Genomic DNA, 12,369 nt, shown 5'->3' on the forward strand with positions numbered 1-12,369 from the left:
ATGAGCGACCAGAACCTGCAAAACTTCATCGGCTTGTCCGCCGTGCTCACTGGCCTGTCGGCCAAGCTGCTGGCGCCTTCCGTCGACCCGATCAACCTGCCGCCGGTGTTCTTCGCCACCGCCCAGCAAGGCATGGGCCTCGAGGCGTTCAGCAGCCTGCTGGAGCTGTACGCCAGCATCCAGAGCCAGCCGCCCGCGCAAATCGCCAGCGCCGTGCTCGATAACGCGAACCCGCAAATCGCCCAGGGCGCCCGCTCGATCATGAAGCTGTGGCTGCTCGGCAGTTGGTACCAACCCTACGACCTGGGCAACGCGCGCACGGGTGACACGCGCGTGGTCTCCGACCAGGCCTACAAGGAGAGCTGGGCGTGGAAGATCGCCCAATCCCATCCCATGGGCTACAGCCAGTTCCACTTCGGATACTGGGGAGAGCAGCCACCGACCCTCAAGCAATTCACCGGAGTCGACGCCAAGGAAGGGCAGCAGCCATGAGCAATGTACAAACCCAGAACATCGAAACCGCCGATGTGATCGTGGTGGGCGCCGGCATGGCCGGCAGTGTCATGGCCTACCAGTTGGGCCTGGCCGGGTTGAAAGTGCTGGTGCTCGAATCGGGCCCGGCCATTCCGCCCAATCGCAGCGAGTACCTGGAGCGCTTCTACACCGCGGTGCTCAAAGCGCCCGAATCGCCGTACCCACCTGAACAGAGCGAGCAGACCCCGGCCACGCAGTTCGCGCCACGGGCGACCATCCAGGACCTGATCACCGCGGGTAGCCAAGACCCGGACAAGGCGCAGAAAAGCTACCTGGTGCAGAAGGGACCGCAACTGTTCGCCAGCACTTACGAGCGGGTAGGTGGCGGCACCATGTGGCACTGGATGGGCACGGCCCTGCGCCTGTTGCCCAACGACTTTCGCATGCGCACTGCGTACAACGTCGGGGTCGACTGGCCGATCAGTTACGACGATCTGCAGACCGCCTATTGCCGCGCCGAAGAGGAGATGGGCGTGTCCGCCGATGTCGCCTCGCAGACTTACCTGGGCGTGACGTTCCCGCATGGCTACAAATACAGCATGCATGGCATCCCGCCGTCGCTGGTCGACCAAGGCCTGGGCGAGAACGTCACGGGCACGGTATACCAGAGCCCGGAGAAGGGGCCCGACGGCAAGCCGTACCCAGGTGTCACCCTCAATGTCCGGCAGACCCCGGCCGGGCGCAACTCGCAGAATGATAACGGCCGTCGGGTGTGCGCAGGCAACACCAGTTGCACACCGATCTGCCCGATCCAGGCCAAGTACGATGCCACCGTGACCATGGCCAAGGCACTGGATACCGGCAACGTGCGCATCCTCTACCAGACCGTGGCAAGCCAGGTGCAGGTCGATGCCAATGGGGTCACGGGAATCGACTTCATCCAGTATCAGAACAACGGCACGCGCCAGAACGGCACGGCCCAGGGCAAGCGCTACGTGATTGCCGCCCACGCGATCGAAACACCGAAGCTGCTGCTCAACTCCATCGGCCCGAACAGCCCTAAAGGGGTCGCCAACAGCAGCGGCCAGGTCGGCCAGGCGTTGGCTGACCACCCGGTGTACCTGGCCTGGGGCCTGATGCCCGAAGGCAAGCCGCTGTTCCCGTTCCGTGGGCCATTGTCCACCTCGGGGATCGAGGACATGCGCGATGGCCCGTTCCGCAGCCAGCGTGCCGCCTGGCGTATCGAAATCGGCAACGAGGGCTGGAACTGGTCGGTGAACGACCCCTACACCTCGGTCTGCGATTTCATCGACGGGACCAACCACGGCGGCGCTAACCCCAACAAGCTGGCATTGTCCGGCCAGGCGCTGGTGCAGCAGCTCAACAGCGTGCTGACCCGCCAATTCCGTCTGGGCTTCTTGGTCGAGCAGGTGGAGAAAGACCCGGACAAAGCGCTGTGCCGGGTGGAGAGGAGCACGGAGTTCACCGACGGCCTGGGCCTGCCTCGGCCACAGATCACCTACGAACTGTCCGACTACACCAAGGAGGGTTTCAAGCAAGCGCGCCTGGCCGCCACGCACATCATCACCGAGCTGATGGGCGCCACCGAGCTGACCGACCTGAACCCTAAGCTCGAGCCCGGCTCGCAAACGGTGTTCGAGTACGACGGCCAAAACTACGCGTTCTACGGCGCTGGCCACCTGATGGGCACCTACCGCATGGGCTCGGACCGCACCAAGTCGGTGGTGGACAAGGACCAGCGCAGCTGGGACCACCCCAACCTGTTCCTGGTCGGCGACGGTGTGTTCCCCACCACCGGCACCGCCAACCCGACCTTGACCATCACCGCGTTGACCTTCCAGGCCGCCGATGTGGTGGCCAGCGACCTGCTCAAGCGTACCGTACAGGTGCAGGCCAACCAGGCATGGCAGGGCACGGGCATGCAGATCAATGGGCAGAGCTGGCAGTTGGCGGTCTGTACGGGCGGGCAGTGGACGGCCAACCCGGCCACCGGCATGGTTGGCGCGCAGGGCAACCCAGCGTTGATCGCCAAGCAGGGCTACACCCTGCCGGGGCAGAACGAAGGGGCGTTGATCGGGCGTATCGGCAACAGCGGCGTGCCGTTCCTGGTCGGCAACCAGATGCAATTGCCGCGTGGCCAGCAGGGAGAGTTGCAATTGTGCATCAATGACGACTTGGACGGCCGTTACGGGGCTGGCCTGAGCGATAACCTGGGCAGCCTGTCGGTGGAGGTGCGTTTCGGGTCGGTGTAGACCCTGTCATGGCAACCCCACAAGGCTCCGGTACTGCCGCAGTATTGTGGGGTTGTTCTTCGAGCCCGGGTGAATCAGGGATTCGCGGCAATGCGCTGGGTCATTGTGTAGCGCGCTGGTTTTCCAGGTCTTCAAGCTCAACGCGGTATTGGTGCGCTTCGTGTTCGTTATGGAACATGCCCACCAGTTGGCCTTGTTGGTACACATCCCAGATCCGCACGCCAGCGGCCAGGCCTTCGTGGGACATTTTCGATTCGTCGCGTTCGGTTACTTGGACAGTCATCGTTAAACTCCACTTCTTCAAGATGGCTGCGACAGTGTGTCGCACGTCTTCTTTATAGAGTTTGTTAGCAGACTAAGTAAATAAAACAGGCATGAAACAAGTTTCATGAAGCTGGGAGGTGTGCTGCCTCGATGGGCTTCTTCGCAGCAAAGAAAAGCCCCGCACTGGGCAGGGCTTCAGGTGTTGCAGGCAGTGCCGGATCAGTTGCCCTTCACCGGCTTGCCATCGACCGTGCCATCCTGCAGCACGATCACGTACTCCTTGCCATCGGTCTCTACCTGGCGCAATTGCACCAGTAGGTAGTCCCAGTTCTTGGCAAACCATAGCTCGGTGATGCGCTTGCTCTGGCTTGGATCGCGCACGCGCTCGACCTTCACTGCATCGACCTGGCCGGTCTTGGTGGTGACCTTTTCGGTGCCCAGCACGCGGAAGTCGTAGGTGTCGATTTCGTCGCCGTCGACCACCTGGTAGGTCATGCTTTTCTTGCCCGCGGCCACGTCGTGCTGCAGGGCCAGCTGGTAGGACGACTTGTCCAGTACGCCGCGGTTCAGTGGCAGGCTGACGGCATCGCCACGGTCGCTGCCGGTGACCTTCTTGGTGCTCCAGTCGAAGTCCAGGTCGACCTTCTTGGCCTTGCCCAGGCCGCCGCGCTCGAAGTGGTACTTCTGCGGCAGCAGGGTGTCGTTTTCCATGCGCAGGGTGCTTTGCTCGGTCAGGCTGGCGATCATCATGGAAGCCTTGAAATTAAGGTCCCAGGTACCGTTGGCATTTTTGACCAGGCTGCGCTCGGCGGTGCCGCTCATGGGCAGCTGTTTCCAGTCGGCCGTGTAGCTGGCCGAGAAGGGCTTCAGATCAGCTGCCTGGAGGGGCAGGGCGAGCACGGCGAGAGCCAAGAGCAGGGCGCGACGCATAAATTCTCCTAGGATCGAATCAAGTGACCGCTGGCCGCCAGTGGCTGGCCGTCCAGTAATGCACCCTGTTCGCCAAGACGCAAGCGCCCTTCAGCGAACCAGCGCACCGCCAGTGGGTAGATCAGGTGTTCCTGATGGTGTACCCGCTGTGCCAGGCTTTCGACGGTGTCATCAGACGCCACCGGTACCACAGCCTGTACGACCAGTGGGCCGCCATCGAGTTCCTCAGTCACGAAGTGTACGCTGCAGCCATGCTCGGCGTCGCCAGCTTCCAACGCCCGGCGATGAGTATGCAGGCCCTTGTACTTGGGCAGCAGCGACGGGTGGATGTTGAGCAGGCGGCCCTGATAGTGGCGCACGAAGCCGCCACTGAGGATGCGCATGAAGCCGGCCAGCACCACCAGGTCCGGGGCAAAGCCGTCGATGCGCGCCATCAGCGCGGCATCGAAGGCTTCACGGCCGTTGAACTGGGTGTGGTCGAGCACGACGCTGTCGATGCCGGCCGCTGCGGCGCGTTGCAGGCCGTAGGCATCGGCGCGGTTGGAGACCACCGCGCGGATACGCACCGGGCTGTCCTGCCCTTGGCAGCTGTCGATCAGGGCTTGCAGGTTGCTGCCGGAGCCCGACAGCAGTACCACTACATTGCAGGCATTGCTCGGCATCAGTGTGCCTTGAGGTTCTGCAGCTCGACCTGGGCAGCGCCTTCGGCGGCTTCGGCGATGTGGCCGATTACCCATGGCTGCTCACCGGCGGCGCGCAGTTCGTTCAGGGCGGCTTCGACCTGGTCCTGGGCCACGCAGATGACCATGCCCACACCGCAGTTCAGTACGCGGTGCATTTCGTGCTCGTCGACGTTGCCTTTTTCCTGCAGGAAGTCGAACACCGCCGGGCGCTGCCAGCTGGCCACGTCAACCACGGCCTGGGCGTTTTTCGGCAGTACGCGCGGGATGTTGTCCAACAGGCCGCCGCCGGTGATGTGGGCCATGGCCTTGACTGCGCCAGTGTTCTTGATCAGCTGCAGCAGCGGCTTGACGTAGATGCGGGTCGGCGCCATCAGCAGGTCGGTCAGCGGCTTGCCGTCCAGCTGGGTGTTCTCGATATCGGTAGCCGAGACTTCGAGGATCTTGCGGATCAGCGAGTAGCCGTTGGAGTGCGGGCCCGAGGACGGCAGGGCGATCAGCGCGTCGCCGGTGGCAACCTTGGAGCCGTCGATGATTTCGGCCTTTTCCACCACACCTACGCAGAAACCGGCCAGGTCGTAGTCTTCACCTTCGTACATGCCAGGCATTTCGGCGGTTTCACCACCGACCAGCGAGCAGCCGGCCAGTTCGCAACCGGCGCCGATGCCGGTGACCACGGTGGCGGCCACGTCAACGTTCAGCTTGCCAGTGGCGTAGTAGTCGAGGAAGAACAGCGGCTCGGCGCCGCAGACGACCAGGTCGTTGACACACATGGCGACCAGGTCCTGGCCAATGCTGTCGTGCTTGTTCAGGTTAAGTGCCAGGCGCAGCTTGGTACCGACGCCGTCGGTGCCGGAGACCAGCACCGGCTGCTTGTAGCCGGCCGGGATCTCGCAGAGGGCGCCGAAGCCACCCAGGCCACCCATGACTTCAGGGCGTGCGGTGCGTTTTGCCACGCCCTTGATGCGTTCGACCAGTGCTTCGCCGGCGTCGATGTCTACACCGGCGTCCTTGTAGCTCAGGGAGGGTTGCTTGCTCATTGATCCAGGCCTTTAGGAGGGAGGGATTCTTAAAAACGACCATGACGGCCAAGGCCGGCTGGTAAGCGGCGGCTGCCTGAAACGTCAGTAGTCTGTGAAGGCGCGCGATTTTATCAGGGTTGCCGTGCAGCGGCCATCCTCAGGCCGACGGGCAGGGCATGAAAAAGATAATTAGTTGGGACGTTCGCCTTGAGGGAACAGCCATGCGCCGCGCGGGCGGTGCGCGATCTCACCGGCGCTGCGCCGCTCAACGCGAACACCGGTAGGCCCTACAACACCCGCAAGCAATCTTTCACGCCCCGCGGCTGGTTACCTGGCGCCCCCGTGTATAAGGTATAGGCATTGCGGTAACTGGACAGGAATCCTCCATGCGTTTGTTCAATATTCTGGCAGCCGGTTGCCTGGCCCTGATCTCGGCCACTGCCCTGGCTGAAAATGTCTCAGGCCTTTATCAGGTGCGCGAACCGGTCTCCGGGCCGGGCGCTGAAGCCCGTACCGCGGCCACGGTCAAAGCCCTGGACACGCTGGTGCTGCGTCTGACCGGTGACCCAAAGGCAGTGCAAAGCCCTGCGTTGGCCGAGCTGCGCAAGGACCCTCGGCAAATCATCAACCAGGTGGGCAGCGAAGCCGGCCCGCCCGAGTCGATAGTGGTCGAGTTCGACCCTGGTAGTACCGAGCGGGCCTTGCGCAAGGCTGGCCTGGCGCTATGGGGCAGTAATCGGCCTTCAATACTGGGGTGGTGGTTGAACGACACTGTTGAGGGCAGCAACCTGGTCGGTGATGGCCAGGTCAGTGCCCAACCCCTGCGCCGCGCCGCCCAGCACCGCGGTCTGCCGCTGCGCTTGCCGCTGGCCGACTTGCAGGAGCAACTGGTTGCCAATGCCAGGCAGATCGAAGGCAGCGACCCGGCGCAGTTGCGCGAAGCATCCGAGCGCTACGGCGCCGATGCTTTGCTGGCGGTACATGCACAGGAAGCCGACGGCAAGTGGCAGGGCAAGTGGCAGCTGTGGCTGGGCGACCAGCGTGAGCAGGGCAATGCCGAGGGTGCCGACCCGACAGCCTTGGCTGACGCGGTGATGCTGGCGGTAAGCAGCCGCCTGGCGCCGCGCTACGTTACCCGGCCGGGTGCCGGCCGCCAATTGCAGGTGCAAGTGCAGGGCATGAACCTGCAGCGCTACGCCGAACTGGCCCGCGTGCTGGAGCCCTATGGCCCACGCTTGCAGGCGGCCGAAGGCACGACCTTGACCTACGGGGTCACTGGCAATCGTGATCAGCTGCGTGCCCAGCTTGGCCTGGCCAAACTGCAGGAGGTGCCGGTAGAGCAGGCATCGGCAGTGCCAGCCACGCCAGCACCGGCAGTGGACGCCGCTGCCGGGCAGCCCGCGCCTGCGCAGCCAGCACCCACGCCGTTCGACGGCTTGCGTTTTCGCTGGTAAGGGGCGCTTGCCGTGACTGACATGCGTCGCTGGATCTGGCTGGGTGTTGCGCTGCTGATCGCTGTGCTGCTTTATAGCCTGCACAATATTCTTACGCCGTTCCTGGTTGGCATCATGCTGGCCTACCTGGCCGACCCGCTGGTCGATCGCCTCGAGCGCCTGGGGCTATCGCGTACCTGGGGTGTAGTGGTGGTGTTCGGCCTGTTCACCCTGGTGCTATTGGCCTTGTTGCTGGTGCTTGTGCCGATGCTGGCCAAGCAGTTGGTGCGCCTGTACGAATTGGCGCCGCAGGTGCTCGACTGGCTTGAGCATGTAGCGCTGCCGTGGGTACAGGGCCGCCTTGGCCTGGCCGATGGTTTCTGGAAATTCGACAAGATCAAGGCCGCCATCGGCGCGCACATGGGGCAGACCACCGATATCGTCAGCATGCTGCTGTCCCAGGCTACCGCCTCAGGCCTGGCGTTGGTGGCCTGGCTGGCCAACATGGTGCTGATCCCGGTAGTGGGCTTCTATCTGCTGCGCGATTGGGACCTGATGATGGGCAAGCTGCGCAGCCTGCTGCCGCGCCAGCGCGAGACGCAAGTGATGGGCCTGGCAGGTGAATGCCATGAAGTGCTGGGCGCATTCGTGCGCGGGCAACTGATGGTGATGCTGGCCCTGGGCATCATCTATTCAGCCGGCCTTATGCTGGTGGGGCTCGAGCTCGGTCTGCTGATCGGCATGCTTGCAGGTCTTGCGGCCATCGTGCCATACATGGGCTTCATCATTGGCATTGGTGCCGCGCTGGTGGCCGGCCTGTTCCAGTTCGGTGGCGACCTGTACCCGATGCTGGGCATCGTTGCGGTGTTCATGGTCGGGCAGGCGCTGGAGGGTATGGTACTGACCCCGCTGCTGGTGGGCGATCGCATCGGCCTGCACCCGGTTGCGGTCATCTTTGCCATCCTCGCGGGTGGTGAACTGTTCGGCTTTACCGGCGTGCTGCTGGCGCTGCCGGTGGCGGCGGTGATCATGGTGCTGCTGCGGCATGTGCATGCTCTGTACAAGGAATCGGACATGTACGCCGGAAATATCGACCCGGAGCTTTGAACGCCACGCGTTTTGTCTTGAGCCTTTTCGCGCCCCGCATCCGCAGGTCGCTTGCAAAACGCAACTTGTTGATTTTGCTTGCCCTATCCGCAGTCGAGATTGTGCGTCCCGCGTTGCAGGTATAGACTTTGCACATTGTTCACCAAAGGCCCCCCGCGGTCCTGCCGACCGCCCGCGAGCATGAAACCACCGATCCAGTTGCCCCTGGGTGTGCGCCTGCGCGATGACGCCACCTTCATCAACTACTATCCGGGCGCCAATGCTGCGGCATTGGGTTACGTCGAGCGGTTATGCGAAGCCGACGCCGGCTGGACCGAGAGCCTTATCTACCTGTGGGGCAAACAAGGTGTTGGCCGTTCCCACCTGCTGCAGGCCGCCACCCATCGCTTCCAGCAACGTGGCGAACCTGCTGTCTACCTGCCACTGGCGCAATTGCTCGATCGCGGCGTAGAACTGCTCGACTACCTGGCCCAGTACGAACTGGTGTGCATCGACGATTTGCATGTGATCGCCGGCAAGGCTGATTGGGAAGAGGCCATGTTCCACCTGTTCAACCGCCTGCGCGACAGCGGCCGCCGCTTGCTGCTGGCAGCCTCGGCATCACCGCGCGAGCTGCCGATCAAGCTGCCGGACCTGAAGTCGCGCTTGACCCTGGCCCTGGTGTTCCAGATGCGCGGCCTGTCTGATGAAGACAAGCTGCGCGCGTTGCAGTTGCGTGCTTCGCGCCGTGGCCTGCACCTGACCGACGAAGTCGGCCATTTCATCCTCACCCGCGGGGCGCGGAGCATGAGCGCGTTGTTCGACTTGCTCGAGCGCCTCGATCAGGCGTCGCTGCAGGCACAACGCAAGCTCACCATTCCTTTTCTCAAGGAAACCCTCGGCTGGTAACCCCCTGAAAACACTGGGCCAGAGCGGTGGCGCAAAAAAGTCACATCTTTTTCGATAAAATTTGCAAATGGCCATGATAGAGGGCATAGTCTCACCCTTCTAAAGGATTACAGACACGGTCGTGCCCATGCTGAAGCGCTTCGCACCCCTCGTGCCACTCGCACTCGTGACCCTTCTTTTTGGCTGCGCGGCCCAAGGCCCGGTATCTCAGCCCCAGGATCACACCCCGGTCACCGCACAATCGGCTATCAAGGCCAAAGCCTCTTCCTCGGCGGTATTCGGTGAGCCGGAAGAGCTGGCCACCGAAGATGACCTTTCGTCTTTCTCCGGCAGCAAGCCTTACCAACTGCCCGTTCTGGCTGACAGCATTCTCGAGCGCGGTATGTCGTTGATCGGCACTCGCTACCGCTTCGGTGGTACCTCGGAAAAATCCGGCTTCGACTGCAGTGGCTTCATCGGTTACCTGTTCCGCGAAGAGGCGGGCATGACGCTGCCGCGCTCCACGCGTGAAATGATCAAGGTCGATGCGCCTAAAGTGGCCCGCAACAAACTCAAGCCAGGTGACTTGCTGTTCTTCAGCACCAATGGCCGCGGCCGGGTGAGCCATGCCGGTATCTACCTGGGTGACAACCAGTTCATCCACTCCAGCAGCCGCCGCAGCGGCGGTGTACGCATCGACAACCTCGGTGATCGCTATTGGAGCAAGACCTTCATCGAAGCCAAGCGAGCCTTGGCCATGGCGCCGACCAACATCGCGCGCAACTGATATCAAAATGATGTACCCTGCCGCGGCGGTGATGCTTTGAAAAAAAGCACACCGCCGTGCGCATTTACAGAAAGCGTCTAATCTAAATTCTCAACTCTTTTCGGCTGCAGCGCAGCGGTCTCAGACAGGATGTTCTGGCCATGGTAAAAATGGCGCGCTTCGCATTTCTCTCCTTGGCAGCCTTGCTGGCTGCATGCTCCAGCCGTGCGCCTGCGCCGGCCCCGGTGGTACAGCCGCAGGTTACCTATAGCCAGCCCAATCCTTCGCCGGTTGCCGATGACGTGCTGATTCGTGCCATTGGTCTGGTTGGCACGCCTTATCGTTGGGGTGGCAATACGCCGGACTCCGGCTTCGACTGCAGCGGCCTGATCAAATACGTGTACCGTGATGCTGCAGGCATCAGTCTGCCGCGCTCGACGCGAGAGATGATCGTCATGCGCGCACCGACGGTGGATGCCAGTTCACTGCAGTCCGGTGACCTGGTGTTCTTCGCCACCAATGGTGGCTCGCAGGTCAGCCATGCGGGCATCTATGTAGGGGACGGGCGCTTCGTGCATGCACCGTCCACCGGTGGCACCGTGCGCCTGGACTACCTGTCAAACAGCTACTGGGCCAAGGCCTACCTGCAGGCCAAGCGGGTGATTCCTCAAGGGCATCTGGCGCAGAATCCCTGATATCGATACCTGTATCGGCCCCGCTGAGCTCGGGACCGATACAGACTGCCGAGATTCAGGGGGCTTTGCTCACCCGCCAGATCACATTGCCGACATCGTCGGCCACCAGTATCCCGCCTTGACCGTCCTGGATCACGCCCACCGGCCGACCCATCGCCTTGCCTTCTCTATCGAGAAAGCCCGTTAGCAGGTCTATGGGGCGGCCCGCAGGTTTGCCTGATCCGTCGAAGGGCACGAACAGCACTTTGTAGCCACTGTGTGGTTTGCGGTTCCACGACCCGTGCTGGCCCACCAATGCCCCTTGTTCGAAAGGCGGCGGCAACACGCCGGGTCCGATGAATGCCAGCCCTAGGGATGCAGTATGCGGGCCGACCGCATAGTCCGGCACCAGTGCCTCGGCCACCTTTTGCGGGGCCTGCGGGTGTACTCGTTGGTCTACGTGTTGCCCATAGTAACTGTAGGGCCAGCCATAGAAGCCGCCGTCTTTCACCGAGGTGATATAGTCCGGCACCAGGTCGCTGCCGAGTTCGTCACGCTCGTTGACCGCTGTCCACAAGACTTCGCTGTGCGGCTCCCAGGCCAGTCCGTTGGGGTTGCGCAAGCCGGTGGCGAACAGCCGGTGCTTGCCGCTGGCGGGGTCTATCTCCCAGATCGCGGCACGCCCTTGCTCCTTGTCCATGCCGTTTTCCCCCACGTTGCTGTTCGAGCCAACCGTCACGTAGAGCTTCCTGCCATCAGGGCTTGCGATCACGTTCTTGGTCCAGTGGTGGTTCAGAGGGCCGCCGGGTAGCTCGGTCACCGGGTGGCCTTCATCGTCAATCTGTAGGGCGCCAGATTCATAGTGAAAGCGCAGCAGCCTGTCTGTTTCCGCCACGTACAAGTTCTTGCCCACCAGTGTCATGCCGAAGGGGGAGTTGAGGCCTTTGATGAAAACGCTGCGGACTTCTGCCACGCCATCCTGATCAGCATCGCGCAGCAGGGTGATACGGTTGGCACTGGGTACGGTAGCGCCGGCACGTTTCATCGCCTTGCCCATGACCCAGCCGCGAATGCCCTTGCCATCTTCGGGTTTGGCCGGCGCGTTGGTCTCGGCCACCAGCACATCGCCGTTGGGCAGCAAATAGAGCCAGCGTGGGTGATCGAGGCTTTTGGCGAACGCTGCGACTTGGGTGCCAGGTGCTGCGGTCGGTTTCATACCCTTGGGCCAGCCGACTGCGGGGGCGATATTTACGGTGGGGATCAAGGTCGTGACAGGGGCAGGCAGCTTGGGCGTTGGTCCGCTGCCCTCGCGCACGTCCAGCAGCGCCGTCTCGCCGCAGCCTGCCAGGCTGGCTGCGATTAACCAAGGCATGAGGCATTTCATAGGCGGCGTCCTCCAAAGAAGGCCTGTTGAACTGAGAGGGGGCTGGGGTCGTCGGGTTCCCCTCGGCGCCCCCGTCGATCCAGCAGCCTCTGAGAGGCTTGTTCTTGCTCGTGCCTCGACTTTTGCATCTAAGTGCACGGTAGTTCAGGCAACGCAGATTGCTACTTCGGAAGGCCGGGCGCAGCGCAGGGGCCGGGCGTTCAGAGCGGGCCAGGCATACTTTGGCGGCGTCACCCGCTTCGATTGACGCTCCCGGTACAACCCTCTAACCTTCGCGGCGTGTTTCAGGTGCCCTGCCAGCCCCGACTGGGCAGGGTGAAACTGGGAAGCCGGTGGGTGCCAGCATGGCGCGATTCCGGCGCTGCCCCCGCAACGGTGGATGAGTAAAAGGCCGCGCAGGGCCACTGGATGCCAGCATCCGGGAAGGCGCGCAGGCCAGGGCCGAGGCCCACTCACAAGCCCGGAGACCGGCCTGATACTGCCAACGGCATCACG

At 62.8% G+C, this 12,369-nt stretch carries 12 protein-coding genes and 1 riboswitch; of the genes, 7 read left to right on the forward strand and 5 right to left on the reverse strand.

Features of this window, described 5'->3' with window-relative positions; translation table 11 throughout:
- Complete coding sequence (locus ACF8EF_RS00240) at positions 1-492, forward strand: sorbitol dehydrogenase (protein ID WP_104962419.1); 492 nt, start codon at positions 1-3, stop codon at positions 490-492.
- Positions 489-2,747 carry a GMC oxidoreductase gene (locus ACF8EF_RS00245; RefSeq protein WP_392460826.1) on the forward strand — a complete coding sequence of 753 codons (2,259 nt, stop codon included), beginning with the start codon at positions 489-491 and terminating at the stop codon, positions 2,745-2,747. Before ACF8EF_RS00240 ends, ACF8EF_RS00245 begins: the two co-directional genes overlap by 4 nt.
- Positions 2,748-2,847: 100 nt before the next feature.
- Here ACF8EF_RS00245 and ACF8EF_RS00250 read toward each other — a convergent pair whose 3' ends face one another.
- The 4 genes from ACF8EF_RS00250 to purM all read right to left on the reverse strand — a co-directional run bounded on the left by ACF8EF_RS00250 (position 2,848) and on the right by purM (position 5,661).
- On the reverse strand, positions 2,848-3,030 hold the full coding sequence (locus ACF8EF_RS00250; RefSeq protein WP_021782528.1) for a hypothetical protein: 183 nt from the start codon (positions 3,028-3,030) through the stop codon (positions 2,848-2,850).
- 200 nt (positions 3,031-3,230) lie between these two features.
- Positions 3,231-3,941, reverse strand: a complete 711-nt coding sequence (locus ACF8EF_RS00255; RefSeq protein ID WP_176685492.1) for a DUF3108 domain-containing protein — start codon at positions 3,939-3,941, stop codon at positions 3,231-3,233.
- 8 nt (positions 3,942-3,949) lie between these two features.
- A complete protein-coding gene (gene purN / locus ACF8EF_RS00260) occupies positions 3,950-4,603 on the reverse strand; it encodes a phosphoribosylglycinamide formyltransferase (protein ID WP_176685491.1) in 654 nt (217 codons plus the stop codon).
- The gene (gene purM, locus ACF8EF_RS00265; RefSeq protein WP_003252437.1) at positions 4,603-5,661 is read right to left on the reverse strand and encodes a phosphoribosylformylglycinamidine cyclo-ligase; all 1,059 of its coding nucleotides are present in this window, start codon (positions 5,659-5,661) and stop codon (positions 4,603-4,605) included. The genes purN and purM overlap by 1 nt, the downstream gene beginning before the upstream one ends.
- Before the next feature lie 368 nt (positions 5,662-6,029).
- On the opposite strand from purM, the gene ACF8EF_RS00270 reads away from it, so the two are divergent.
- The 5 genes from ACF8EF_RS00270 (at position 6,030) to ACF8EF_RS00290 (ending at position 10,511) form a co-directional block, all read left to right on the forward strand.
- Positions 6,030-7,097, forward strand: coding sequence for a DUF2066 domain-containing protein (locus tag ACF8EF_RS00270; protein ID WP_392460827.1), 1,068 nt, complete (start codon positions 6,030-6,032; stop codon positions 7,095-7,097).
- Between the two features lie 12 nt (positions 7,098-7,109).
- Positions 7,110-8,183 (forward strand): AI-2E family transporter, encoded by a 1,074-nt coding sequence (locus tag ACF8EF_RS00275; protein ID WP_176685489.1) that lies wholly within the window; start codon positions 7,110-7,112, stop codon positions 8,181-8,183.
- Positions 8,184-8,363: 180 nt separating this feature from the next.
- Positions 8,364-9,071 carry a DnaA regulatory inactivator Hda gene (hda, locus tag ACF8EF_RS00280; protein WP_003252443.1) on the forward strand — a complete coding sequence of 236 codons (708 nt, stop codon included), beginning with the start codon at positions 8,364-8,366 and terminating at the stop codon, positions 9,069-9,071.
- A gap of 127 nt (positions 9,072-9,198) precedes the next feature.
- Positions 9,199-9,837, forward strand: coding sequence for a C40 family peptidase (locus ACF8EF_RS00285; protein WP_209964040.1), 639 nt, complete (start codon positions 9,199-9,201; stop codon positions 9,835-9,837).
- A gap of 140 nt (positions 9,838-9,977) precedes the next feature.
- Positions 9,978-10,511: a C40 family peptidase gene (locus ACF8EF_RS00290; RefSeq protein ID WP_176685488.1), complete on the forward strand. Its 534-nt coding sequence runs from the start codon at positions 9,978-9,980 to the stop codon at positions 10,509-10,511.
- Between the two features lie 55 nt (positions 10,512-10,566).
- Here the strand turns inward: ACF8EF_RS00290 and ACF8EF_RS00295 are convergent, their stop codons facing one another.
- Entirely contained in the window at positions 10,567-11,874 is a 1,308-nt protein-coding gene (locus ACF8EF_RS00295) for a PQQ-dependent sugar dehydrogenase (RefSeq protein WP_392460828.1), read from the reverse strand.
- A gap of 269 nt (positions 11,875-12,143) precedes the next feature.
- Positions 12,144-12,365, forward strand: a riboswitch (cobalamin riboswitch).
- Positions 12,366-12,369: the final 4 nt, after the last annotated feature.

The sequence above is a fragment of the Pseudomonas sp. zjy_15 genome (genome assembly GCF_043101865.1).
In the GTDB taxonomy this organism is placed as follows: domain Bacteria; phylum Pseudomonadota; class Gammaproteobacteria; order Pseudomonadales; family Pseudomonadaceae; genus Aquipseudomonas; species Aquipseudomonas putida_Y.

What these genes read in the sequence shown, in the direction of transcription:
- purM (WP_003252437.1), bottom strand. Translation starts at nt 5,661, where the DNA reads ATGAGCAAGCAACCCTCCCTGAGCTACAAGGACGCCGGTGTAGACATC.
- ACF8EF_RS00245 (WP_392460826.1), top strand. Translation starts at nt 489, where the DNA reads ATGAGCAATGTACAAACCCAGAACATCGAAACCGCCGATGTGATCGTG.
- purN (WP_176685491.1), bottom strand. Translation starts at nt 4,603, where the DNA reads ATGCCGAGCAATGCCTGCAATGTAGTGGTACTGCTGTCGGGCTCCGGC.
- ACF8EF_RS00255 (WP_176685492.1), bottom strand. Translation starts at nt 3,941, where the DNA reads ATGCGTCGCGCCCTGCTCTTGGCTCTCGCCGTGCTCGCCCTGCCCCTC.
- ACF8EF_RS00240 (WP_104962419.1), top strand. Translation starts at nt 1, where the DNA reads ATGAGCGACCAGAACCTGCAAAACTTCATCGGCTTGTCCGCCGTGCTC.
- ACF8EF_RS00270 (WP_392460827.1), top strand. Translation starts at nt 6,030, where the DNA reads ATGCGTTTGTTCAATATTCTGGCAGCCGGTTGCCTGGCCCTGATCTCG.
- ACF8EF_RS00295 (WP_392460828.1), bottom strand. Translation starts at nt 11,874, where the DNA reads ATGAAATGCCTCATGCCTTGGTTAATCGCAGCCAGCCTGGCAGGCTGC.
- ACF8EF_RS00290 (WP_176685488.1), top strand. Translation starts at nt 9,978, where the DNA reads ATGGTAAAAATGGCGCGCTTCGCATTTCTCTCCTTGGCAGCCTTGCTG.
- hda (WP_003252443.1), top strand. Translation starts at nt 8,364, where the DNA reads ATGAAACCACCGATCCAGTTGCCCCTGGGTGTGCGCCTGCGCGATGAC.
- ACF8EF_RS00250 (WP_021782528.1), bottom strand. Translation starts at nt 3,030, where the DNA reads ATGACTGTCCAAGTAACCGAACGCGACGAATCGAAAATGTCCCACGAA.
- ACF8EF_RS00285 (WP_209964040.1), top strand. Translation starts at nt 9,199, where the DNA reads ATGCTGAAGCGCTTCGCACCCCTCGTGCCACTCGCACTCGTGACCCTT.